Source organism: Flavobacterium esculini (assembly GCF_048284325.1).
GTDB lineage: Bacteria > Bacteroidota > Bacteroidia > Flavobacteriales > Flavobacteriaceae > Flavobacterium.
This window is the reverse complement of the sequence record NZ_JBLVPI010000011.1, coordinates 51,486-77,125: the sequence shown is the minus strand read 5'-3', so window position 1 is coordinate 77,125 and position 25,640 is coordinate 51,486. Positions and strand designations below refer to the sequence as shown.

Genomic DNA, 25,640 nt, shown 5'->3' with positions numbered 1-25,640 from the left:
TTATTCCAAAACCAAATAATTATTCATTCTCTATTTTTTTAATTCGGTTAATGACTTCAATGCAAGCACGACCATTGTGATACGGACATTTCCAAAAACCGGCTTTGTCTTTTTGTATCAACGAATAATCAGCATTTACACCCCAATGCCATTCCCCGTTTTCTGTATCAAGAAGGTATTTCTTTATAAATTCCCAATTCTTTAGAACTACTTCTAAATAGGTTTTATCTCCGGTTAATTCATAAGCATTAAAAAAACCAATCAGCAATTCCGCTTGTGGCCACCAGTGTTTTTCGGCAATTAATTCATTGCTTTCCGGGTCCAATTCATACCATAAACCACCATCTTCATCAATTCCTTCCTTGGTAACATCCGTAAGTTGAATAGCGTGTTTTTTATAACGGGCAATCAATGCAGCATCTCCTGAAATTTCGGCACATTGCAATAGGAGCCAAGCCGCTTCAATGTCGTGGCCATAGGAAATGACATCCGGTTTTTCTATCCAGTTTTCGTCAAAGAAAAGTCTTAAATGCCCCGTTTCTTCATTTATAAAATGGATGTCAATCACTTCTAGTAATTCAACAATGTCTTTGCGCAGGGTTTCATTTTTCCAAACCTTGTATAAATTGGCATAGCCTTCCACGATATGCAAATGGGTGTTCATTGTTTTCTTTTCGTTGGCATCTTTATCACTCAAACGCAAATCGTCAATGTTTTTCCAGTCTCGGGTAAAAGCTTCCAGATATCCTTTGTTTATTGGATCATAACTATACTCTTGAATCTTTTTGTACAAATCAATGGCAACTTCCAGTGCTTTCTCCTCTTTGGAAACAGCATAATATTCAGTCATGCCATAAATCACAAATGCAATCGCATAGATTTGATTTTTGGTATCTTTAGGAGTTCCATCGTAATGGAGACTCCAAAAAATTCCGCCAAATTGCGTATCATAAAAATGGGATACAATATAATCAAAAGCTCTTTTGGCAATACTTTTATGTTCTTCGTTTTTGGCCAGTAGGTATGCTGATGAAAAAGTCCATAATATTCGCGCATGTAAAACCGAACCTTTTTCTGCTTGCGAATTAATTTGATTATTATAGTCTATTTGACCAATGAAACCTTCGTTTTTGGTGTCCATAGTAAACTTCGACCAATATCCAAGAATTGCATCGAGTTCAGTTGTAAGTTCTGATTGTAGTTGTTGTAATGGTATGGACACGCTTATGAAATTGCTTTATTTTTATTTACTTGTTTAATGATTGTATTCACAGAACCTGCTGATGTAAAGGTATCTTCTGGCGTGTTCATCACATAATCAACCAGTTTTTCAACGGATGATACGGCCACATGCATTCTAGTGTCTGAAGAAGCATAATAGATAAATACGGTTCCGTCTTCGTCTTCGATCCAGCCATTTGAAAACAACACATTCGAAACATCACCCACTCTTTCTATTCCTTCTGGAGCCATAAAATGTCCGGCAGGTTTATGGATTACTTTTGCAATATCATTTAAATCCGTCATGAACATATATAAGGTATAACGCAATCCGGCAGCGGTATTTCTAACACCATGAGCCAAATGCAACCATCCTTTAGCCGTTTTGATAGGAGCTGGTCCTAAACCGTTTTTAAGTTCGTAAACAGTATGGTATTGTTTTCCGTAGATGATGGTTTCGTTCTGTACAATTGGATTTGTCATGTCATCAACATAGCCAAGTCCTACACCACCACCATTTCCGATGTCAATAAATCCATCTTGCGGACGGGTATAAACGGCATATTTTCCATTTACAAATTCAGGATGAAATACTACATTTCTTTGTTGTCCGGTATTCGAAATCAAATCAGGCAAGCGTTCCCAGTTTACTAAATCTTTGGTGCGAACAATTCCTGCATTAGCAATTGCGGAACTCGTATCTCCTTGAGGAGCATTTGGGTCTTTTCTTTCGGTACAAAAAATACCGTAAATCCAACCATCTTCGTGGTTTACCAAACGCATATCGTACACATTCGTATCCGGTTCTTCTGTTTGTGGTAATACGCAGGGTTTATCCCAAAATTTAAAATTATCGACTCCATTTGGACTTTCGGCAATAGCAATAAATGATTTTCGGTCAAAACCTTCTACACGAACAGCCAGAATGTATTTATTATTCCATTTCATGGCTCCAGAATTTAAAGTGGCATTAACACCAATTCGTTCCATCAGCATAGGATTGGTAGTCTCATTTAAATCATATCTCCATTCAATTGGAGCATGCTTGGCTGTTAAAACAGGGTTTTTATAGCGTTCGAATATACCGTTCCCAACAGAAGATTGAGGTTCATTTTTTTGCTCAATTAGTTGTTGAAATTCATTTTCAATTTCAATTTTTCTTTTTTGGAAATCGGTATTTATTGTTTTTGTATTCATAATCGAAAGTTCTATAATCAAGTATTAATTAGTTAAATTTCTTTTGTTGTTAAGGTCTTGTTCAATAGTCTGCAGTTTTTCTTCAGTAAGCGGGTAGAACAAGATAAAAAGTACTGAAATAACTGCGGCTGCGGCTGGAAGAATGCTTAGCATCAGTTGAATTCCGTTTTGGGTAACAGCAGTTTGCTCCATATTTGCCTGAAAACCATAATATCCTAAAAGCCATCCTGTCGCTGCACCTCCAATAGTCCATCCAAATTTTTGAGACATCGAAGAAGCTGAAAATACAAGCCCGGTAGCGCGTCTTCCTTGTTTCCATTCTGAATAGTCAGCGCTGTCAGCGTACATCGACCATATTAATGGGAATACACAACCAGCACAAATACTAATTAAAACTTGGAAAACCATAATCAGCAGTACATCTTCTTTTCCGAAAAAATAGAAAATCACACTCAAAATTGCTGCTAAAGACATTGCTCCGAAAAAAGTATTTTTTTTGCCAATTTTATTTGCGATTGGAGTTGCTGTAATCACGCCAATAATATTCGCTGCCTGACCTAAAACTAAGTATAAAGAAGTAGGTGTCATGGCAAAGGTCTCTCCAAAAAGGTTGAAACTATAACTTACCGTATTGCTCACATAATATTTAAAGTAATATACTGCAGCACCATCACGGATGGAATTAAATATCAATGCGCCAATGCCTGCACCAAGTAAAATCCACCAAGGCTTGTTTTTCCAAAGGTCTTTCAGGTCTTCCTTCAAATCAGTTTTCTCATCTGAAATGGGTTGAACTCTTTCTTTGGTCAGGAAAAAGCAGCCCCAGAAAAATACAGTTGTGATAATTCCAAAAACAATTATGGTGTACAGCCAACCTGTTTTTGAATTCATGTTTCCTCCAAAATGATTTACCAATGGCTCAATTAACCAAAGGGCTAATAAACTTCCGCCAAACGCAAAAACCATTCGATACGAAGAAAGCGTGGTGCGCTCTTTTCTATCCGAAGACAATACGCCCAAAAGAGATGCGTAAGGAACATTGATTATAGAATACACCATCATCATTAACGAATAGGTTACATAGGCGTAGATTATTTTTCCTTTTTCATCAAAATCGGGTGTGTAAAAGGTTAGTATTCCTATAATGGCAAATGGTATGGCTGTCCACAAAAGGTACGGTCTGAATTTTCCCCATCGTGTTTTTGTGCGGTCAGCAACAATTCCGACCAATGGATCAAAACAGGAATCCCAAATTCTTGTAATCAGGAACATAGTTCCCACAACAGCAGGTGCCAAGCCGAAAACATCCGTGTAAAAAAACATGAGATACATGCTGAATATTTTCCAGAACATGGAGGAGGCAGCGTCTCCCAAGCCGTAACCAACTTTTTCTTTTATACTTATTTTATTATGCATTTTTTGGGGTTTAAAGGTCTAAAGGTTAATTAATTATTTTTTATATAGGTTTTCTTTTGCAGCATCTTTTTCGAATAAAATTTGGTCAAGATTATAAAAATCTAGAAAGTCTTTTTCGCTCACCTGTCCTTTGTAAGGGGCATAATAATGCATTTTCTTTTCTTTTTCCTGCCATCCGTGGTTTCTCCAAACTAATACATAGGAAATTTTATAATCGCCAATCGCTTTCATCAGGGTTCTTGTCCACCATTTATCATAAGGAATCGCTTCATAACCGGTCTCGGCAAAAGCCATAATTTTATTTTGCTCTTTGGCTAGTTCATCGATGATTTTAAATTGATTTAAACATTCCTCTATAAATGAATTACTTTTTGTGGGATCGTTGTATTGGTAATTGTCAAAGCTTAGCACATCTGCATAATCACTGCCCGGATAATTTTTTAGGAATTCTTCTCGGGTTTTAAAACCTCCAGTATTGTATATATAAATCAAATTATGAACGCCTTTTTTTTGCAAATAATCGAAAGAAAATTTCCATAAAGCTTTAAATTCATCAGAGGTGCAATTGTCTTTTCCCCACCAAAACCAACCACCTGTTAGTTCATGGAAAGGTCTGTATAATATAGGTATAGCTTTGCCTTTTTCATCCTTTAAAGATAAAAAGAAAGTAGCTTCTTTGTCTAACCAAGATTTGAATTTTTTATGATATTTACCACCGGGTAAAACAGGAGCAAGTGATTTTGTACTGTTATCCCAAGCTGTTTTTCCAGTCATTGGGTTATCTAAGTGCCAGCTTATAGTGCTAACTCCACCTCTTTTTTTAACATCAATAATGTACTGTCTTATTTTGTCAAAAGGGACTCCGTCAAGATTATTTTTAGAATCCTTTTCAATTCCGCCAAGATCCCATCCATAAACTGCAGGATAATCTCCGGTAACCTCTTTTACATCGCTTTTTCCAGCTTCATATTTCCAGTTCACTCCGTAAGCCAAATCATCCTGATGACCAAAAAGGATTCCCTTCTGAGTCAATTTCTTTAGTTTTTTGTATAAAATTAGGGTCTCTGGAGTAGATTTTCTATCAGAAATAGACGATTTTGTATCAATGGTTTGTGCTTTAGAAGAGCATGAAATTCCAACATAAAAGAAGGTTATTAAGGCGAAAAGAGTTTTTTTCATTTAGTGGTAATTAATTTGAGTACCTAAATTTTAGAAGTACGTTTTATTTGAAATTGTATTTAGAATCCTTTATGATATCAAAAACAAAAAAAGATCATTTTGGCTTTGTTATTGTCAAAATTATAAAAATAGTAAGTATTAAAAATGATTCGTATTTAATATTGATATTGTTTTTAAAAAATTGATAAATGCATTTTTCAAAGATAATTGGATGACTCGCTTTTAATTAGTATTATTTTATCAATTATATATCATATTATTGCAAATAAAAAAGGGACTATGAGCAATTTGAAAAATTTTTACAGAGAGATACCGCCGCTTTCTTCCGGAGACAGTTTTTTAGTTTTTGATAGAGTTAAAGATAATTTTGATTTTCCAGTACACTATCATCCTGAATTTGAGCTCAATTTTATTCAAAATGGCAAAGGTGTAAAGCGGGTTGTGGGAGATAATATAGAAGAAATTGATGATGTTGAATTGGTATTGGTTGGTCCTAATTTGTACCACGGTTGGGAGTTAAATAAATGCACAAATGCACAAATCCACGAAATAACGACTCAATTTCATAATGATTTATTTGATGAAGCCTTCTTGTCAAGAAGATTGATGCATCCTATTAGAGATATGTTCAATCGATCGATTCATGGTATTTTATTTTCAAAAAAAATTACGGAAGAACTGGCACCACGACTGATTAAAATTTCAAAATTGGACGGGATGGATTATTTTCTTGAAATTATTTCCATACTATATGATTTAGCTATTTCCAGGAATCAAAGGCTTTTGTCAACATTCACTGTTGATTATGATACGTTTGACGATTATGATAAAATGAAATTGGTTTATGAATATGTGCAAAAAAACTTTGCCGAGAAAATAACATTAGAAGACGTTTCGAGTGTGGCAAGTATGACCAGTATTTCGTTTAACCGATTTATCAAAAAGAGAACTGGGAAAACCTTTGTCAATTACATAAATGATATCAGAATTGGGTATGCTGCCAGATGGCTGGTGGAGAAAGATTTGAGTATCTCGGAAATTGCCTTTAAATCCGGATTCAATAATATTGCTAATTTTAATAGAAGTTTCAAGTCTATAAAAAAATGTACGCCAAGTCAATATAGAGAAGATTTTTCTGGCTTGAAAAGAATATTGTAACCTGCCTAAAGTTTATGATTCTTGTTTTTTCTTTTAAATTAATTTGTAGATAATCTATTTGGATTTTTTATGGATTTTCTGCTTCTTGAAGTCCTTTCAGGAGCTTGTATTTACATTTGTTTTTATCATAATTTTTTGTGAGAATAAATTGCGTTTTATGTAATTAAAAGTTGATATTTTTTATAAATTATTTACTTATTGGGTAAAAAGTAAAAATATTATCATAAAATGACATAATACTATTAAGTAGGTGTTTGTATCTGGTATAGATTTGTTGATTATAAATGATTTCAATTGATAGGTTTAATAATCCTTGTATTTTTTTATAAAAACTTTCTTGATTCGGTTAAAAATTGAAAAAGAAAGGTTTAGCTATCAATATCCAGTTGCAAACCAAATAGTAGTTTAATTATGTTAAAACGAATTGTTATTTTATTATTTATTGTTTCTTTTTCCAGTTGCTCGAAGTTCAACGATGATACTTTGTTTTCTAAACAGGAATCAGACGATACCGGAATTAAGTTTGTAAATAAAGTAGTGAATGGCCCAAAAATGAATCTGTTTAAATACAGAAATTTTTATAATGGAGGGGGAGTTGCAATCGGGGATATTAATAATGATGGATTGTCAGATGTCTATTTTACGTCTAATCAAGGTTCTAATAAATTATATCTCAACAAAGGAGACTTTAAATTTCAAGATATTTCTAAATCGGCTGGAATTGAAGGGACTAAATCTTGGTCAACAGGAGTTGTAATGGTTGATATTAATGCAGATGGTTTGCTAGATATTTATGTTTGTAATGCCGGGAATACCGAAAGTAAAAACCAAGAAAACGAACTTTTTATCAATAATGGGAACCTTACTTTTACTGAAAAGGCTGCGGAATATAATCTTGCAAATACTGGAATAACAACCCATGCCGCTTTTTTTGATTATGATAAGGATGGGGATTTAGATTGCTATATTTTGAATAATAGTTTTATTCCAGTAAGTAGTCTGAATTATTCAAATAAAAGAGAACTACGCGACAAAGATTGGGATGTTCCTGAAATTTTAAAAGGAGGAGGCGATAAATTGCTCCGTAATGATAACGGTAAATTCAACGATGTAAGTGAGTCAGCCGGTATATATAACAGTCTTATAGGATTTGGTTTAGGAGTGACTGTCGGGGATGTAAATGGAGATTTATATCCGGACATTTACATATCTAATGATTTTTTTGAAAGAGATTATTTATACATTAATAATAAAAACGGGACTTTCACAGAGCAAATTCAAGACTGGGTAACCCATACAAGCCAGTCTTCGATGGGGGCTGATATGGCGGATATAAATAATGATGGTAAAGCTGATATATTTGTTACAGACATGCTTCCGGAAAATGATGAACGTACTAAAAACGTAACGAGTTTTGATAACTATGATTTGTTTTCCAGAAAGTTAAATCTAGATTTCTATTACCAATACATGCAAAATACCTTGCAACTCAATAACGGAAACAATCAATTTAACGAAATTGCTCATTATGCAGGTGTTGCAAAAACCGACTGGAGTTGGGGAGCGTTACTGTTTGACATGGACAATGACGGGTATAAAGATATTTTTGTGAGTAACGGGATTTACAATGATTTGACCAATCAGGATTTCATGGACTTTTTTGCAAATAGTTTTTTTCAAAAATTGGCAACATCAGGTAAGAAAGATGAGATGGAAATGATTATTGCTAAAATGCCTTCCACTCCAATCCCAAATTATGCCTATAAAAATAATAAAAATATAACTTTTACGAATGAGGCCCAAAATTGGGGTTTAGATACACCGAGTTTTTCAAATGGATCCGCTTATGGAGATCTTGATAATGATGGAGATTTAGATTTAGTTGTCAATAATGTCAATATGGAAGCTTTTATCTATAAAAATAATTCAGATAAAAATCCAAAAAATCATTTTGTTAAAGTAAAATTAAAGGGAGATAATCAAAATAAATTTGCGATTGGGAGTGTGGTAGAATTATTTTCTGGGAAAGAAATAATAAGACAAGAATTAGTTCCGTCAAGAGGTTTTCAGTCGTCGGTAGATTATGCGATGACTTTTGGAATCGGTTCTAAGAGAATAGATTCTTTGCGTGTAATTTGGCCAAACAGCAAATTTCAAACTATAAAAAAGGTGGTTAATAACACTACTTATTCTTTAAGTGTTGCTGATGCAAAATTAAATTATAGCTTAAAAAGGCAGGAATCAAAACCGTTTTTTTCTGAAAAGAAAGCAACTTTCTTAGCGCATAAAGAAAATGATTATATCGATTTTGATTATGAAGGTTTAATTTCCAAAGAACTTTCACAAGAAGGCCCTAGTCTTGCTGTTGCAGACATTAATGGGGATGGCAACGATGATGTTTTTATTGGCGGAGCCAAAGGACAAACGGGAAAAATCTATTTGAATAATGGAAATGATAATTATACAATTAGTAATCAAAAGGATATAGATAGTGATGCTAATTATGAAGATACGGCAGCTAGCTTTTTTGATGCTGATGGCGATGGCGATCAAGATTTACTCGTAGGTTCCGGTGGAAATGAAAAAGAGGACCAAGCAAATTATAAAAATCGATTGTATTTGAATAATGGAAAAGGAGTTTTTATAAAAAGGAAAACGATTATTCCAACAGTCAATTCGAATATCTCCGTAATTGCTCCAAATGATTTTGATAACGATGGTGATATAGATGTTTTTGTAGGAAGTAGAAGTGTTCCAGGTATTTATGGTGTAGATCCAAAACAATTATTATTAGAGAATGATGGTAAAGGTAACTTTAATAATGCTACAGATAAAAAAGTTTTCAAAGGGAATGAATTAGGAATGATTACGGATGCAGTTTGGGAAGATATTGATAATGATGGCAAAAAAGATTTGATTGTTGTAGGTGATTGGATGGCTCCAAAAATTTTAAAAAACACAGGAAAACGATTGGTTGAATACAAATCCAATTTAACGGAATACTCCGGTTTTTGGAATGCAGTAAGTTGTGTAGATATCAATAATGATGGTAAGAAAGATCTAATTCTGGGGAATAAAGGAACCAATACTTCTTATAAAGCATCCAATGCAAACCCGATGCGATTGTTTATCAATGATTTTGATGATAACGGAACTATTGAACAAATAGCAACCCGATCAATTAATGGTAAAGATTTTCCAATCCATCTGAAAAAAGAAATAACAAGCCAAATTCCAATGTTGAAAAAGAAGAATCTAAGCTATTTTGACTATTCGAAAAAGACATTTCAAGAATTATTTGCTCAAGAAATCCTGAGTAACACCATACAAAAAACAGCTACTACTCAGGAAAGTATAATTGCAATTAATACTGGAAATGGAACGTTTAAAGTGAAAGTTTTGCCAAAAGAAGTTCAGTTTTCTTGCGTAAATACAATCTGTACTTTGGATGTAAATCATGATGGAGTTTTAGATATTATTCTTGGTAGCAATCAGTACGAATTCAAACCACAATTTTCAAGATTAGATTCTAATTATGGAAGTGTTCTTCTAGGGTCAAAAAAAGGAACTTTTTCGTGGCTGCCTTATGATAAATCAGGTTTCTTTATTAAAGGAGAAGTGAAACATATTAGAGCCATAAAAAATAAAAATAACACGATTTCTTTATTGGCAGTTGTAAATGATAATATTCCTAAAATTTTTAAAAATAATTAATTTTTTTAGCTCCATTAATGGTTATTTGGGCGTAATTGCATCAAGCATTGCTAAATTTATGATACTAAAAATCCTCTTTTAAAACCTACTGTCGAGATATAAATATTCAAACGAAATTTCAGCCACGTATTCCACTAATTTCTCCTAATTATTTCGTGAAAATTAATGAAATTCGGGGCTGTCTTTTTTATCTATTTATTTCTTCACGCTATAACTAAATCCTAAAGAGAAGTTTGAAACTGCTTCGTAAAATGTTTTTGTATCTTATGAAATGGAGCGTTTTTATAGCTGTCAATTTTTTTGTGTTTCTTCCAGTTAAGGAATTCTTCATGCATTTGATATTAGGAAAGCACTGTTCGTACTCTAGTGAATAGTGAATAAAATAATTGGAATCAATTTTAGAAATTAAAAAACTACTACATTATTTGAATCAATATTCCTTCTTTCTCCTTATTTGTATCTCTATTTCAATATTTATGGTTTTAAATCAACTTTTTGATAAAAATAAATATAGCTATACGTCTGTTTTTTAGTTTATTATGATTTGTTTTGGCTGCTTGTTTTGAGAGTGTTAAAATAATATTAACAAAAGATAATTTTGTATTAATTAGAGATTTTGATAGTTGTTACATTTGGAAATCTGTTTTAATATCCGTTTAAAAAAATAGTATACTTAAAAAAATAACAATTTTTTTGTCAAAAATATATTTAATAATTGGAATAACAACAGATGAAAAACTAACCATTTAATAAACTAAAATTAATTATGAAAAACTATTTATTTAGAAATCTACTCTTGTTTGGAGCTTTTATGATTTGCGGTTTCATTCAGGCCCAAAGTGTTTCAGGTACCGTATCGGATGTTAGCGGTAATTTACCTGGGGTAAACGTTTTGGTGAAAGGAACAACTAATGGAACTTCAACAGATTTGGATGGAAAATTCAAGTTGAATAACGTTAAAGACAATGACATTTTACTCTTTTCGTATCTTGGTTATGTTTCCCAAGAAATTAAAGTTGCCGGAAAATCAATTGTTAATTTAAAACTTCAATCCAGTTCAGCAAATTTAGAAGAGGTTGTTGTTGTTGCCTATGGATCAAGTAAAAAGAAAGATTTGACCGGAGCGGTTTCATCTGTTAGTTCAGAGAAATTAAATGCAATCCCTGTGTCTTCTATTGATCAGGCTTTGCAAGGAAAAGTGTCTGGGGTTCAGGTAACTAATAATTCAGGGGCACCTGGTTCTTCCATGCAGGTTAACATACGTGGGGTAGGGACTTTTGGAAAAACGACACCTTTGTATATTGTTGATGGTTTCCCGACTACTGATATTTCGTATTTAAATGCTAATGATGTACAATCATTGACTGTCTTGAAAGACGCTTCTGCTTCAGCATTGTATGGTATGAGAGCCAGTAATGGTGTTGTGATTATTGAAACTAAAAGTGGCAAAAAAGGGGCTATTACAGTTGATGTTAATTCATGGATGAGTTCAAATTCAGTTCCTAAAAAAATTGAATTATTAAACATTAATGAATTTGCTGCATTTGCTAAAGAAATTAAAGGTACTGCTTTAAAAGATTCTTATTTACCGGAATGGGATAATCCAAGTGCATTAACGAATGTAGATTGGCAAGATGCTACATTTGGAACTGCAATACGCTCTGGGCATAACATAAGCATCAGAGGTGGAAATGAAATGTCAAAATTAGCTTTTACAACAGGAGTGTTGAATGAAGAAGGGACAGTAATTGGTTCTTCTTCTAAAAGATATAATGTTGGATTGAAAGGAGATTTTACAATTTCTGATAAATTCAGAGCTAAAACCAGTTTAAAATATGGATATCAAGAAACGTATCAACCTTTAGGGCCTGGTTTCTTTGGATTATCTCAAATGTATACAAACGTTCCTTATTTGTCAAACACTACTGGAACGAACTTACCTGCCAGTAATGGGTTATATGGTGCATTTCCGGAATCTGATGCCACTGCAACCAGTACAAATTATATTGCACAGGCATTAGAACAATCTAATAATAATGGTAGAAATACAATTCAAGGAAGTTTAGGATTAGAATATGATATATTGAAAGGTCTTGTCGCTAGAACGAATCTTGGTTTTACCACTAGAAATTATGCAGGATCTTCATTTCTTCCTAAATATAAAAGATCTGTGTTAAATAATGACCAACGCGATAAAGCCATATATAATGTAAGTCAAAATACTTCAAAGGAATGGTTAGCAGAGGCATTTTTAGAATACACTAAAGTAATCAACAAACATAAATTTGCTGTATTGACTGGTTATACTGCTCAAAAAGAAGCCGCTTCTATTGTGTCTGCAAGAGGGCTTGGTTTTTTAACCAATGACATTAGAGATTTGTCACAAGCACAAACAGTTGACAGTAATCAAGGGTATTCTTCAACGCAAACTTTAGTGGGAGCATTGGCAAGATTAAACTATAATTATGACAGCAAGTATTATATTACAGGTACTTGGAGAAATGATGGTATAGGAAATCGTTTTGTTATAGAAAATTCAAGAGCGAACTTCTTTTCTGCTGCTGGAGGTTGGAATATAGATGAAGAAGCATTTATGGATGGAAGTGTTTTTGATGTATTAAAATTACGCGCTTCTTGGGGGCAAACAGGTAATGCATTGGGTGTTTCTCCTTTTCAATATCTTTCTAATTACAGTAATGGAACAAGTGGAACAGATGATTCTGGATATGTTTTGGGTGATTCACCCTACTTATCTTCAGGTTTAACGCCTGATAATACACAGAATAAAAATTTAACATGGGAGAAACAAGTTCAAACAAACGTAGGTTTTGAAGGAGAATTGTTCAATAATAGTCTTTATTTTACGGTTGACTACTTCATTAAAAAATCGTCTGATTTCTTGTTTAACAAAGTTACTCCAGCTCAAAGCGGGTTTTCTACAGGAGCTGTAAATGCTGGTCAAATTTCAAATAAAGGTTTAGAGGTTTTAGTTGGATATCGAAAAACTAAAGGAGAGTTTACATGGGATGCTTCTGTCAATCTTACCACAATCAAAAATAATATCGATAAACTGGCTGATGAGAATACTAAGTTTGTCTTATTGGAAGAAAATTTTATACCAACTTGGGCAACTAACTGGAAAGATGTTACAAGATCTTATGTTGGAGGCAATGTAGGGACATTCTATGGTTACAAAGCGGATGGAATTTTCCAAACAAAAGCAGAGATTGATGCTCTTAACGCAAATGCTCCAGGTGGTGCATATCAAAATCCAAAAACTTCTCCTGGAGACAGGAAATTCAAAGATTTGAATGGAGACGGAAGAATCACTGATGAGGATAGAACGGTTATTGGTAGTCCGATACCAAAAGTTTTTGGGAACTTTAATTTTAACGCTAAATATAAATCTTTTGATTTAGGGATAGATATTTATGGTTCTTTTGGAAATGACATCTTGAATTATTCAAGAGTTGAACAAGAGACTGCCGGTGGTTTTAATTTAGGTCAAACCTACACAAACGTTAGTAAAGATTATTATAACAACCGTTGGACTATTGCAAATCCTTCTAATGAATATGCAAGAGCAATTGTTGATGATGTGGATACTAAAAACAATAGAGTCTCTGATCACTTTGTTGAAGACGGTTCTTATGTAAGATTAAGAAATGTAAAGTTTGGTTACACATTCCCTTCTTCAATGATTAAAACGATTGGAATGACAAATTTAAATGTTTTTGTAAGTGCTCAAAACTTACTTACTATTACAAAATATAGTGGTATTGACCCAGAAGTAGGACAACTTGGATCAAATATAGATGGAAAATCACTTGATACTGTTCAAGCAACAGGAATTGATATAGGAGCTTACCCAGTTTCTAAATCCCTTACAGTTGGTGTTAATTTACAATTTTAATAATATTAGTCATGAATAAAAAATCATATAAAATAAATCTTTTAAAAATTACTGCTGCATTTGTAGTAGTAATAGCTGTAGGCTGTTCTAACGAATTTTTGCAAGATAAAAATACTAAAGGGATTACTGATGAAGTTGTTTTTGGTAGTGACCTTACTGCTACTGCAGCAATTAGTGGGATTTATGATGTTTTACAATCGGATTCTGACGGTAGAGAATACGATACAAAATCATTATTTGTACCTGCAAATTATACCACCCAAGATTATGAAGATTCTGGTGCGGATACTGAATTTAAAACCTACAATATAGGTACTGATTCCGGACGATTTAATAACCTATGGGTTATAAATTACAAAGGCATTGGAAGAGCAAACATTGCTTTACAAAAATTACCAAAATCAATTGAAAGCGGTACAATTAGTAAAGATTTAGGGAATAGACTTATTGCCGAGAGTAAATTTCTGCGTGGTTTGTTGTACACGATGTTAGCACAAAATTTTGGAGGAGTACCAGTGGTTGTGAATCCATCTGGTGGTGATGTGGAAGTAGATGATTATGCTCCTAGAAATACACAGGATGAGACATTTGCTCAGGTAGTTGCTGATTTGGAAGCAGCTATACCAAACTTGCCTTGGAGCTATGGTGCGGAAGACAAAGGTAGAGCGACTAAAGCTACAGCATACCATTATTTAGGAAATGCTTACATGTGGATGAAACAATATGATAAAGCAGCAAAGGCATTTGAAGCACTTGAAGGTCATGCACAATTAGAGGCTGATTTCTTAAACGTTCATGCTGCAGCAAATAGAAATGGTAAAGAATCCTTATTTGAAATTCAGTTTTATGATAAATTATCTGATATGGGTTGGGGACGTAATGACAACGTAACTGCTTTGCAATCGTTCTGTATGCCAAATGAAATCAGTGGATGGGGTGGTTATATAAACGCTACTAAAGTGCTTTATAATTCTTTTGAAGCTGGTGATAAAAGAAAATTTGCAACTGTAATTGGCCCTGGAGATGTACATCCGGATCCATTATGCCAAATAAAAGATTTTCCAAATAACAATATTTATGTAGATGCTCCTGCAAATACAATAAAAATGAACACTGCCGGTACAATTGCAAAACCTTGGACAGCTGTAAGTAATGCAGGTTATTTTTGTGTGAAAACATGGAGAGATCCAGCATTAACTGGAAATGGAAACGGAAAAATATTTGGTGGACAAAATCTTATTATAGCTCGTTACGGAGAATCATTGATAAGTTTAGCGGAATGTTATTTGAATTTAGGTAGAACTTCAGATGCAATTACAACAATAAACAAGATTAGAACCAGAGCTGGTTTAGCTTCTCTAACCACTCTTACAATTACAAATATTTTGGATGAATACCGTCATGAAATGGCTGGAGAATTTACACTTTGGTATTTGTATAGAAGATCTGGAAAGGCTACAGAATATATCAAATTGAGACATAATATTACAATACCGGCTGGTAGAGAATTAATGCCATTGCCAAAATCACAAATTGATGCAAATCCAAATTTGGTACAAAATACTAGTTACTAAATAGTTTCATTGGATTATTGATTACTTTTTAAGAATAGGCTGTTCAGTAAAGAAGCCTATTCTGTAAGTTAAATTATTTGTTTGAATTAGTTTGTTTGAAGATATTCCCTAATTGAGCAATTAGGGAATTCTTTTTTTTATTAAATTTTAATTGGTTTCATAATTATTTAAAATGAAAAAATATAAAAAAAATTATAGTACTGTTCCTTTTACTTCATTTTGTACTATTCTCGCAATCTAAAACAATTGTACAAGTAAGGGAAGATATCTCAATTGATCTCAATTGGCAATTTGCTTTGGGCATCCGTTTGACACTGCCAAAGATTTCAATAACGGAGTAGGTTACTTTTCATATTTAGCCAAAACGACTTATGGAGATGGTGCTGGAACAACAGATTTTGATGACAGATCCTGGAGGAAATTAGATTTACCTCATGACTGGGCTGTCGAGCAAGGTTTTAGCAAAGAAGCCAGTTATAGTCATGGATTTAAAAATATTGGAAGACTATTTCCTGAAACTAGTGTAGGCTGGTATCGAAAAAAAATTAATATTCCCGAAGGAGATTTGGGACGTAGAATACACATTGCTTTTGATGGCGTTTTTCGGAACTCAATTGTTTGGTTCAACGGGCATTATTTAGGAACAAATCCATCTGGATATTTAGGTTTTGAGTATCAATTGTCTTTTTTGGCAGATAGAGAGTTTGTTGGTGAAAAATGGGTGGAGTTTTTGAATGACTATCGTATTGGGTATCATATCAGAATAAGAAATAATTTTATGGTTTACTCTCATCGAAAACAAAAAGAAACTCCTGCCTTTAGGTTGTTAAACAACCTGAAAACGAACTATTTTTGTCATTATCCAAAAATAGTTAGGTTACACGGACAAGATTGTTATCTCTCAGGGAGTAAAACGATAAACAGAGAACGAAAAATGGAGTTTTTAATCATTGTGTATTAAAAAACGTTGGCAAGTCGAAACGCTTTTCAGAGCATTAAAAAGTAGTGGTTTTAACATAGAAGACACACTCTGTTAGTGTATTCAAATATGGATTGGATTATTTGTCTAAATTTCTCTTAAGTGGATTGAATTTACTAGAAATCAGAATATTTCAGTTTTTGTCTTATGCTTAAATTTTAAATAGTTTATATTTTTTGTGTTTTATAAAGTAACACTTTATTTTTCTAATAAAACTTTGGTTATTGCTTCCTCGGCAAGAGGAGCCATGACTTGATAGCCTGCTTTGTTTGGATGCACGCCATCATTAGAGTAGGAGGTTAGCAACCCTTTTCTTCCGTCTGCCATTACCGAATAATAATCAAGATATACAATGCCATTTGCGGCAGCATAATTTTTTAATAATTCATTTAAGGCTATAATTTTTTCAGCAGGATTTTGATTGGGTTTCCAATGAAAATCAAAAGCGGGTAAAACAGAGCAAAGAATTACTTTAATCTGGTTTGCTTTTGCCAATTCGGCCATCGAAAAAATATTGTTTTTAATCATATCCAATGTTGCAGGGCCTGTATTGCCTGCAATGTCATTTATTCCAGCTAAAATTACCACTGCAGCAGGTTTTAAAGCAATAACATCAGCTCTGAAACGAACTAACATCTGAGGCGAAGTTTGCCCACTAATTCCTCGATTTATATACGGTTTTCCTGTAAAGTATTCTGAATTTACCGTGGACCAAAATTCCGTAATGGAATCCCCCATAAATACAATCCTTTTTTGTCCTGCTGTTGCCGGTTTTAGATTCGCATTTTCGTTTTGGTATTTATTTAAATTTGGCCAGTCTTGAGCCTGTATTTTTCCTCCCATAAATAGTGCTGAAAATAAAATGCAATAAAGTAATGATGTGTTTTTCATTTGTAACCAGATTTGAAATTCATTACTCATAAAAATATAAAAAAGTGCTACTGGAAATGTTGTAGAACAGTAAGATGATTAAACCACATAAGAAATAGAAGTACACATAAGCCAAATAATATAAACTAAAACTTAAATGACCTTACGTTTCTTATAGGGTTAAAAGAAAAAAAACAAAAAGAATCAGTCTTGCTTTTTATATCAAAAAGATACACAAAAACAAGGCTGATTTATATTTTTTAATCAAATAAATCCGAAGATAGATAGCGATCACCACGGTCACAGATAATGGCAACGATCACACCCGATTCTAAAGTATCCGCTATTTTTATGGCTGCTGCTACGGAACCTCCGCTGCTCATTCCTGCAAAAACGCCTTCTTCCAGAGCCAAACGTTTGGTCATTTCGCGTGCTTCTTGTTCCGTTACTTCAATAGTTGTATCTACTTTTGAGGCATCGAAAATTTTAGGCAAATATTCTTGGGGCCATTTTCTGATTCCCGGAATTTGAGAGCCATCACTTGGCTGTGCGCCTATAATTTGGATTGCCGGATTTTTCTCTTTCAAATATGTGGAAGTTCCTATAATAGTTCCCGTAGTTCCCATAGCGGAAACGAAGTGGGTTACAGTTCCTTCCGTGTCATTCCATATTTCTGGACCTGTTGTTTTGTAATGTGCTTTCCAGTTGTCATCATTTGCAAATTGATTCAACATGATGTAACCGCCTTCGGCTACTTTTTTATCGGCATAATCTCTTGAACCGATAATTCCTGTTGCCGCTGATGTTAAAATAACGGTTGCACCATAAGCACGCATGGTTTGGGTGCGTTCTTTGGTCGAGTCTTCTGGAAGAACCAATTCAATTTCGATATTAAATAGTTGGGCAATCATCGCCAAAGCAATTCCGGTATTTCCACTAGTCGCTTCAATGAGTTTGTCTCCTTTTTTGATTTCGCCTCTTTCCAGTGCGGAGTTAATCATGTTGTAAGCCGCTCTGTCTTTTACACTGCCTCCGGGATTGTTTCCTTCGAGCTTTAATAAAAGTTTTACGTTTTTATTTTGTATCAAATTAACAGTCTCCACCAAAGGGGTATTTCCAATCAGGTCTAATAATTTTTGTGGCTTCATGCTAATTTATTTCTTTTATTTTTACTTCTGTAGTTGTAGTATTAAGTACAATAGATTTTTCAGGAATAGATTTGGTAACCCAAGCATTTCCTCCAATAATACTGTTTTTACCAATGACGGTTTCTCCGCCTAGAATAGTCGCATTAGCATAGATGCAAACATTTTTTTCCACGGTAGGATGTCTTTTTGCATTTTTCATGTCTTTGCTTACACTTAATGCTCCTAAAGTTACTCCTTGGTAAATTTTTACGTGTTTTTCAATCACAGTCGTTTCTCCAATTACAATTCCAGTCGCATGATCTATAAAGAAAGGCGACGCAATAGTTGCACCTGCGTGAATGTCTGTACCCGTAATGCGATGCGCATATTCGCTCATCAATCTGGAGAAAAGTAATAAGTCCAATAAATACAATTCATGGCTTAATCTATAAATGGCAATTGCGTAAAATCCGGGGTAAGCCAGATAAACTTCTTCAATACTGTTTGAAGCAGGGTCATTTTCTAAAATGTATGCTGCGTCCTGATTCAGTTTTTCAAGTACTGAAGGTAAGGTTTCAAGATATTTGTCCCAAATAGAGTCGCACAACGCATGCGGTTTTTTACAGGCAATTGCTGAGATTTCTTTGAATAGTAATTCCAGCTCATCGATACTTTCATTCAAAGGAGCATTGGCATCAAATAGCGTATAGAATAGTTTCTCAGTAAAGGCTTCCGTTTTTGTCTTGATTCCGTAGTTGATGGAAAAATGGCTTTTTAGAGCGCTAATATTTTTGATAATCAGATCTTTTGTCACGATTATAGGATTGAATTGTTAATTTAAAAGGATAAAAGTAAGGCGTTTTTTAGAAACAGTAGCAACAATAAAGCAAAGAAATTGGCAGATTGGATGAGAATGGAATATTTTTTTTGATTGGTAACATTTTTGAATAAATTATAAAAAAATATAACAAAAACAGAAAGGTATTTGGGGTTACTCTAATTGTAGTTCTAATCGTCTGTAAAAGGATGAAATTTATTAAAGTATTTTTTTTTGGTTTTTAGGAATGGTAAAAATAAAACTGCTGCCATTCTTTCCGTCAGATTCAATATGAATACTTCCCGATTTTTCTTCGATGATTTTTTTTACAATAGACAAACCTATACCAGTACTTTCTTTAATATCTCGGGCTAAAATGGTTTGAAAAACACCAAATACCTTTTCTTGGTATTTTTTAGGTATTCCAGGGCCATTGTCTTTTATGGTAAATTGATGAAAATCAAGTAATGAAGTATAAGTACATTCGATTTTTCCAATAGGCTTGTCGTTATATTTCACCGCATTGCCTATCAAGTTGCTGAAAACCTGATGCATTAATATTTTTTCGGTACTAATAATTGGAAAATTGTTGTCAACACTTATTTCATATCCTTCATTGGGCACAATAGTTTCAATTATTTCTTCCAACATTTTATGTAAATCGACCTTTTCGAGTTCAATATTCATTGTTCCAATGCGGGAATATTCCAGAATGCCATTAATTAAGTTTTCCATTCTTAGAATTCTACCCTGTAATAATTTGAATTTTGAATTTGTCTCGTCAGAAACATCATTTAAATCTTCAATAATCCATTCCGAAAGACTGTAGATTGCCCTTAATGGAGCCTTCAGGTCATGAGAAACGATGTAAGCAAACTGATCTAGTTCGTCATTTTTCTTTTTAAGGATTGATAATGCAGCATGTAATTTATTTTCCTCTAATTTTCGATTAATAATATCATAGTTAAGGATTTTATTCTTGTCCATTATTTTAAATAAAAATAAGGCAATTATTAGAAATAGCAGGACTAACAGACCAGATTCTATTACTTCATATAGTAAAGCGTTATCCCATGATTTCGCATCAAAATCCATTCCATATACGGCAATAGTTTTACCGGTAGCTTCATCCTTTATGGGTATATAAGCACTAACCCAAGTTCCCCATCTGTCAGTAGAAGGTTCTGTGATTATATCATTCCCGTCATTGATGGCTTTAAAAGTAGGTCCGTCCGCTTCTGTATATTCTTGTCCGGGAGGAGAATAATCTTCAGAATTTTCAGGTTCTGAATCGACCATGAAGTATATTTTACCATTTTTTTGGGTGTATAAATAGGCAAAACTTGCTTTGGGATTCACACTGACTATTGATTTCAGGCTGTTTTTTAAAGCAATATACTCGGGTTTGTCACTATCGGATGGTTTTATTTCAAGTGCTTTTATAGCTTCTTTTGGTAAGGAAACTTCAATTGATTTTGCAATTTGCAATACACTTTCAGTCCTGTTGTCTTTAAAACGCATCCAGGTAAAATAAAGATAAATGATGCCTAAAAGGAGAATTATAAAAAAGACAGTTTTTTGGAGTGGTATTTTTTTGAGGTTGATTTTTTTCATAAAGGCTGAAATCAAAATAGAGGCGAGTACATTTTTGTTTTTGATAGATAACTTCAAAGTAATTTATAGCAAAATAAATTGGAGTAGTCATATCTCAAAAATAATGATTTTTATGACTTGGAGAGAATTTAAAAATTTTTAATTTATGGAATCTTTTTTTAAAGAATCTAAAACCGATTTTTTTGATTCGTTATCTCTAATTTAGAAAAATAATCATTGCTTAATAGTGTTTGTAAATATAACCAGCAATCATAAATAATCCATTGATGATTGCCATTCCAATAATGTGTCTTTGATAATTATTTCGTTTGTCAATAAAATTCAAGCCAACAATTGCCAGGAATAATACCGTTGTATAAATGGCTGGATACATCTTAAAAGCTGCTTCAAAATTGCCTTGTAAAAGAAGCAAAAAACCTCTCTGAAAACCGCAACCCAAACACTCCATTCCAAAGAGCGTTTTACTTAAACAGGGGAGCATGTATTTTTCTAAATCCAATGGTTTTTGTTTTTACAATTTTACGAAAAAATAAGAAACGATTGAGATAATAAATTGATGCAATTTTAAATTCATTACTTTTGGAAACTGATACCTAAAGAGATGAAAAATTTTTTAATTCCCATAATGATTATTGCAATCATTGTAGCTTTGTACGAGCAAGTAAATGCAGAGAAAAATGTATATGTAATAGTAGTGGCAATTGTTGTTTTCATGTTTGGAATGATGCAATTGAGTGCTAAAACGCCGAGTAAAAATCAAGATAAAGAAAACGAAAATGTTTAATAAAGGAGATAAAGTTTCAGTGCTTGATGAAGCCATGAACGGAGTAGTGTTGTCCGTCAAAGAGAGTCAGGTTACGATAGAAACAGAAGATGGTTTTGTGATGACATTTTTTGTCAATGAATTAATTAAGGTAAACAATACCAGTAATTTAATGGATTCTATCAGAAGAATTAATGTAGATGAAATTTCAAAGGAGAAAGAGATCCCAAAACCACGTAGTTTTGTCAAAGAACGAAAAGACAAACATGAAATTTCAGCTCCGGAGTTTGATTTACACATCGAAAAATTAGTTCCCAATAAACGTGGAATGTCTAATTATGATATTCTGACCTTGCAAACCGATACCGCAAAAAGGCACATAGAATTTGCCATTCGCAATCGGATTCCAAAGATTGTTTTTATTCATGGTGTGGGCGAAGGAATCCTAAAAGCAGAGCTGGATTTTTTATTAGGACGGTATGAAAATATTGCTTTTCAAGAAGGGAATTATCAAAAATACGGTCAAGGTGCAACTGAAGTTTTTATAAAACAAAGCACTAAATAATTCCTGTTTTAGATTTTTTTAAGCATAAAAAAGCGTCGATTCTAAGCTATTTTCAGTTGAAAATTATCTTGAGAATCGACGCTTTTTGAAAGGTAAAAAGAAGCCCTGTTTCAGGCTTGTAATTGCGTTTAATTTGTAGTTAAAAGTTCTCCATAGATGAAGCTGTCTCCAAGCTTGAAATCGTTAGTTCCTTTCTTCATTGTAACATTTTTAAGCACGATGACATGTTTAAATCCCGCACCCAAAGTGGTGGTGGTTACTTCAATAATTCCGCTTACATTTGACACTCCTGAGGCTGCAATCCACTCTTCGCTTACAACTGGAGTTGTAGGAACTGGAGTTACACAGAAATAGCTTGAAGTAAGTAAACCTGAAAATAATCGATAGGTAAGTTTGTTAACTGTGGCACCTATAAGTCCGGTTCTTGGCGTATTTAGAGGTGTGGCTGAGCTGACTATTAGAGTAGGATCTATGTCTAATATCAGTGCTTCGCTACTGGTATAATTATAAATTTGTTTCGAAGTGCTGCATTGTTCTACAGTTTGATCAAACTGAAATGGCAATGCAGTTGCTGTTGTAACATAGTCTCCAAAAGGAAATGTTTCATAAACCTGAGTACCGCTACTTTTTGCAAAAGTAACATTCTTGAAAACGATATTGTGATTATAGCCCGTAATTCGGGTACTGTTATCCGTAGCATTTGTAGTTTTTACTGCTGTAGTAAATATTTGTATTTTACCATCAGTGGCCGTCCATTGATCCGTTACAATAGGAGTTGCCGGTGGAATAGTTTCGCAAATGTTTGCTGTTGTTACTGTCCCGCTATAAAAGCGATACACTACTCTATTGACGCTACTAATGTTTAATATGGTTGGTACGCCAACTGTACTGGGCTCATTTGTAAAGGATGTTTGAGGAATTTCCAGAAGTAATGATTCCTTGTCTTTCAGTTTATAGAGGATATTATTGATAGCGCAGCTTTGTGTAGTAAGATCTTCAAAATTAATGTCTTCTTGGGTTAAATTACCGTCATCACAACTATTTAGGGCCATTACTAAGGCTAATAAACTTACAACTCTTTTCATTTTTTATACTATTTGAAACAAAAATAGAATTTTTAATTTGTTCCAATTACATTCCTATTCAAAAACATGGAATTTAACAGCATATTAGGCTTTTAAATTTCTAATAATGGTTATTGAAGCTTTATTAAAAATGGAAGATTGCGACAATTCAAAGCGAATAGAAATCATTACCTTTGTTTCAATTTTATAGTAAATATGAGACTTAACAAATATTATTTAGCTGCATTTTCTGCCTTTTTTGTGTGGGGATTTTTTAGTTTAGCATTAAAACCGTTGCATAATTACCCGTCTTTGGATATTTTATTTTACCGCGTTTTTTTTAGTGTCGTTACCATGTTATTGATTAATCTTTCGTTTCGAAGAAAAGTTTTAATAAAGAATTGGAATCAGTTTAAAAGTATGACTGGTAAACAGAAGCGAAGTGTTATTGTGTTGACACTGGGAGGTGGGGTATTTTTATCTTCAAACTGGTTTGTTTTTATTTACGTGATGAATCATGTTAGTGTGAAAGCAGCTTCGTTAGCCTATTTAATATGTCCCATTTTAACCACGATATTGGCTTTTTTTATATTGAAAGAAAAGCTGAGCAAATGGCAATGGTTCGCAGTCATGATAAGTGCTTTTAGTTGTGTTTTATTGTCTTTCAATCATTTTGAGGATATTTTTTACAGCCTTATTACTGCAGCAACTTATGCGATGTATTTAGTGAGCCAACGAAAAAATAGTGAATTGGATAAATTCCTTGTTTTGACTATTCAATTGGTTTTTACGGCTCTAATTCTCTTGCCTTTTTATCCGAATTATAGTGGAACTTTGCCCACAGAATCATTGTTTTATAGTTGTTTACTTGTAATTGTAGTCTTTTTTACGATTATTCCTCTATTTTTAAATTTGTATGCACTAAAAGGAATTAATTCATCAGCAGTAGGGATTATGATCTATATAAATCCAATAATTGGATTTTTATTGGCCATATTTTATTACCACGAACAGGTAACTACTCTTCAATTGTTTTCCTATTTTTTGATTTTGGTTTCGATAGTTGTTTTTAATGAAAAATTGATTTTTTCCAGAAAATTGAAAGCCACACCATCAGAACTGGAGGTTTCAAAATAATTTTTATAATGTCAAAAAATGAAAAAAGTATATCTCGATAACGCTTCTACAACAGCAATTCGTCCGGAAGTTATTCAAGAAATGACCAAAGTTATGACCGAAGATTATGGAAATCCATCGTCAACGCATAGTTTTGGCCGTAATGCCAAAAGTATTTTGGAGCTTTCCAGAAAATCAATTGCAAAACAGTTGAATGGTACTGCACAAGAAATAATCTTCACTTCCTGTGGTACCGAAGCCAATAATTGGATTCTTCGTTCTGCCGTTAAAGACCTAAAAGTAGAGCGAATCATTACCAGTAAAATCGAGCATCACGCCGTTTTATATGCAATTTTAGTTTTACAAAGCGAATACGGTATTCAGGTTGATTATGTGGCTGTTAAACCAAATGGCGAAATTGATATCACTGATTTAGTAGAACTGCTTTCTCAGGAAAAGAAAACGTTAGTAAGCTTGATGCATGTGAATAATGAAACTGGAACCGTTTTAGACTTAAATAGAATAGGTATTATTTGTCAAGAAAATAGTGCACTGTTTCATTCGGATACCGTGCAGTCCGTTGGAAAAATAGCGATTGATTTACAAACGCTACCTATTAATTTTATAGTAGCAAGCGCTCATAAATTTCACGGTCCTAAAGGTATTGGGTTTGCTTTTATTCGAAAAAATTCCGGTTTACAACCCTTGTTTTTTGGTGGCGAACAAGAAAAAGGATTGCGGGCAGGAACGGAAGCTTTGCACCAAATTGCGGGAATGGCAAAAGCACTGGAGCTTTCCTATGCTAATTTAGAAACAGAAAGGAATCATATTTCTGAATTGAAAAACTATTTGATTACGCAACTTGAAATTGAATTTCCAGCTTTTGTAATCAATGGAAGTGTCGATGGGTTTTATAATATATTGAATGTTTTATTGCCTTTTTCAGAAGATAAAACAGCTATGATTTTATTTCATTTGGACATGAAAGGAATTGCAGTTTCCCGCGGAAGCGCCTGCCAAAGCGGAAGTATAAAACCCTCACATGTATTAGCGGAAATGCTTTCGAATGAAGATTTGAAAAAACCAAGTTTACGCATTTCTTTAAGTCATTATAACTCAAAAGAAGATATTGATTTGCTAATTGAAGCATTGAAAAGTATTTAAAAAGTACTTATAAATATTTAGATACTTGCTGAATTGGTTTATTTGAAAGGCTTAATGTTATAGATAACCGCTTTTTTGCGTGAGTGATGGTAGAGGAGCTCTTTTTATAGAGGCTTTTTTGCCTCTATAAAAAAGCGGGAACGTACAGCACGACCCGAAGTTGCTAGGAGGAACGACGAAGCAATCTGC

The 25,640-nt window shown here is 33.5% G+C and carries 20 protein-coding genes; 10 read left to right on the top strand and 10 right to left on the bottom strand.

Features of this window, described 5'->3' with window-relative positions:
* Nucleotides 1-19: 19 nt before the first annotated feature.
* The 4 genes from ACNQGG_RS10865 to ACNQGG_RS10850 are packed head-to-tail and all read right to left on the bottom strand — an operon-like array spanning nucleotide 20 to nucleotide 5,013.
* Nucleotides 20-1,222, bottom strand: a complete 1,203-nt coding sequence (locus ACNQGG_RS10865; RefSeq protein WP_417963883.1) for an AGE family epimerase/isomerase — start codon at nucleotides 1,220-1,222, stop codon at nucleotides 20-22.
* Between the two features lie 2 nt (nucleotides 1,223-1,224).
* Nucleotides 1,225-2,418, bottom strand: coding sequence for a glycoside hydrolase family 130 protein (locus ACNQGG_RS10860; protein WP_417963881.1), 1,194 nt, complete (start codon nucleotides 2,416-2,418; stop codon nucleotides 1,225-1,227).
* Between the two features lie 24 nt (nucleotides 2,419-2,442).
* On the bottom strand, nucleotides 2,443-3,834 hold the full coding sequence (locus tag ACNQGG_RS10855; RefSeq protein WP_417963879.1) for an MFS transporter: 1,392 nt from the start codon (nucleotides 3,832-3,834) through the stop codon (nucleotides 2,443-2,445).
* 33 nt (nucleotides 3,835-3,867) lie between these two features.
* Complete coding sequence (locus ACNQGG_RS10850; protein ID WP_417963877.1) at nucleotides 3,868-5,013, bottom strand: glycoside hydrolase family 26 protein; 1,146 nt, start codon at nucleotides 5,011-5,013, stop codon at nucleotides 3,868-3,870.
* A gap of 279 nt (nucleotides 5,014-5,292) precedes the next feature.
* Here ACNQGG_RS10850 and ACNQGG_RS10845 point away from each other — a divergent pair, with 279 nt between their 5' ends.
* The 6 genes from ACNQGG_RS10845 to ACNQGG_RS10820 all read left to right on the top strand — a co-directional run bounded on the left by ACNQGG_RS10845 (nucleotide 5,293) and on the right by ACNQGG_RS10820 (nucleotide 16,409).
* Nucleotides 5,293-6,171 carry a helix-turn-helix domain-containing protein gene (locus ACNQGG_RS10845; protein ID WP_417963875.1) on the top strand — a complete coding sequence of 293 codons (879 nt, stop codon included), beginning with the start codon at nucleotides 5,293-5,295 and terminating at the stop codon, nucleotides 6,169-6,171.
* Between the two features lie 411 nt (nucleotides 6,172-6,582).
* Nucleotides 6,583-9,885, top strand: a complete 3,303-nt coding sequence (locus tag ACNQGG_RS10840; RefSeq protein WP_417963873.1) for a VCBS repeat-containing protein — start codon at nucleotides 6,583-6,585, stop codon at nucleotides 9,883-9,885.
* Nucleotides 9,886-10,651: 766 nt separating this feature from the next.
* The gene (locus ACNQGG_RS10835) at nucleotides 10,652-13,798 is read left to right on the top strand and encodes a SusC/RagA family TonB-linked outer membrane protein (RefSeq protein ID WP_417963871.1); all 3,147 of its coding nucleotides are present in this window, start codon (nucleotides 10,652-10,654) and stop codon (nucleotides 13,796-13,798) included.
* 11 nt (nucleotides 13,799-13,809) lie between these two features.
* Nucleotides 13,810-15,372: a RagB/SusD family nutrient uptake outer membrane protein gene (locus ACNQGG_RS10830; RefSeq protein ID WP_417963869.1), complete on the top strand. Its 1,563-nt coding sequence runs from the start codon at nucleotides 13,810-13,812 to the stop codon at nucleotides 15,370-15,372.
* A gap of 283 nt (nucleotides 15,373-15,655) precedes the next feature.
* Nucleotides 15,656-16,333, top strand: coding sequence for a sugar-binding domain-containing protein (locus ACNQGG_RS10825; RefSeq protein WP_417963867.1), 678 nt, complete (start codon nucleotides 15,656-15,658; stop codon nucleotides 16,331-16,333).
* Complete coding sequence (locus ACNQGG_RS10820) at nucleotides 16,323-16,409, top strand: hypothetical protein (protein WP_417963980.1); 87 nt, start codon at nucleotides 16,323-16,325, stop codon at nucleotides 16,407-16,409. The genes ACNQGG_RS10825 and ACNQGG_RS10820 overlap by 11 nt, the downstream gene beginning before the upstream one ends.
* 140 nt (nucleotides 16,410-16,549) lie before the next feature.
* Here ACNQGG_RS10820 and ACNQGG_RS10815 read toward each other — a convergent pair whose 3' ends face one another.
* The 5 genes from ACNQGG_RS10815 to ACNQGG_RS10795 all read right to left on the bottom strand — a co-directional run bounded on the left by ACNQGG_RS10815 (nucleotide 16,550) and on the right by ACNQGG_RS10795 (nucleotide 21,260).
* On the bottom strand, nucleotides 16,550-17,242 hold the full coding sequence (locus ACNQGG_RS10815) for an SGNH/GDSL hydrolase family protein (RefSeq protein ID WP_417963865.1): 693 nt from the start codon (nucleotides 17,240-17,242) through the stop codon (nucleotides 16,550-16,552).
* Nucleotides 17,243-17,481: 239 nt separating this feature from the next.
* The gene (cysM, locus tag ACNQGG_RS10810) at nucleotides 17,482-18,369 is read right to left on the bottom strand and encodes a cysteine synthase CysM (protein ID WP_417963863.1); all 888 of its coding nucleotides are present in this window, start codon (nucleotides 18,367-18,369) and stop codon (nucleotides 17,482-17,484) included.
* A 1-nt stretch (nucleotide 18,370) separates the two neighbouring features.
* Nucleotides 18,371-19,162, bottom strand: a complete 792-nt coding sequence (gene epsC / locus ACNQGG_RS10805) for a serine O-acetyltransferase EpsC (RefSeq protein WP_417963861.1) — start codon at nucleotides 19,160-19,162, stop codon at nucleotides 18,371-18,373.
* Nucleotides 19,163-19,384: 222 nt separating this feature from the next.
* Nucleotides 19,385-20,779 carry an ATP-binding protein gene (locus ACNQGG_RS10800; RefSeq protein ID WP_417963859.1) on the bottom strand — a complete coding sequence of 465 codons (1,395 nt, stop codon included), beginning with the start codon at nucleotides 20,777-20,779 and terminating at the stop codon, nucleotides 19,385-19,387.
* A gap of 220 nt (nucleotides 20,780-20,999) precedes the next feature.
* Nucleotides 21,000-21,260 carry a DUF2752 domain-containing protein gene (locus tag ACNQGG_RS10795; protein ID WP_417963857.1) on the bottom strand — a complete coding sequence of 87 codons (261 nt, stop codon included), beginning with the start codon at nucleotides 21,258-21,260 and terminating at the stop codon, nucleotides 21,000-21,002.
* A 120-nt stretch (nucleotides 21,261-21,380) separates the two neighbouring features.
* On the opposite strand from ACNQGG_RS10795, the gene ACNQGG_RS10790 reads away from it, so the two are divergent.
* Together ACNQGG_RS10790 and ACNQGG_RS10785 are read left to right on the top strand one after the other, a co-directional pair.
* Nucleotides 21,381-21,563 carry a hypothetical protein gene (locus tag ACNQGG_RS10790; RefSeq protein WP_417963855.1) on the top strand — a complete coding sequence of 61 codons (183 nt, stop codon included), beginning with the start codon at nucleotides 21,381-21,383 and terminating at the stop codon, nucleotides 21,561-21,563.
* Nucleotides 21,556-22,107, top strand: a complete 552-nt coding sequence (locus ACNQGG_RS10785) for a Smr/MutS family protein (protein ID WP_417963853.1) — start codon at nucleotides 21,556-21,558, stop codon at nucleotides 22,105-22,107. The genes ACNQGG_RS10790 and ACNQGG_RS10785 overlap by 8 nt, the downstream gene beginning before the upstream one ends.
* A gap of 128 nt (nucleotides 22,108-22,235) precedes the next feature.
* Here the strand turns inward: ACNQGG_RS10785 and ACNQGG_RS10780 are convergent, their stop codons facing one another.
* On the bottom strand, nucleotides 22,236-23,192 hold the full coding sequence (locus ACNQGG_RS10780; protein WP_417963851.1) for a hypothetical protein: 957 nt from the start codon (nucleotides 23,190-23,192) through the stop codon (nucleotides 22,236-22,238).
* A gap of 195 nt (nucleotides 23,193-23,387) precedes the next feature.
* Between ACNQGG_RS10780 and ACNQGG_RS10775 the strand changes: the two genes are divergently transcribed.
* Nucleotides 23,388-24,308, top strand: coding sequence for an EamA family transporter (locus tag ACNQGG_RS10775; protein ID WP_417963849.1), 921 nt, complete (start codon nucleotides 23,388-23,390; stop codon nucleotides 24,306-24,308).
* An 18-nt stretch (nucleotides 24,309-24,326) separates the two neighbouring features.
* Entirely contained in the window at nucleotides 24,327-25,451 is a 1,125-nt protein-coding gene (locus tag ACNQGG_RS10770; protein WP_417963847.1) for a cysteine desulfurase family protein, read from the top strand.
* The last annotated feature ends 189 nt before the right edge of the window (nucleotides 25,452-25,640 follow it).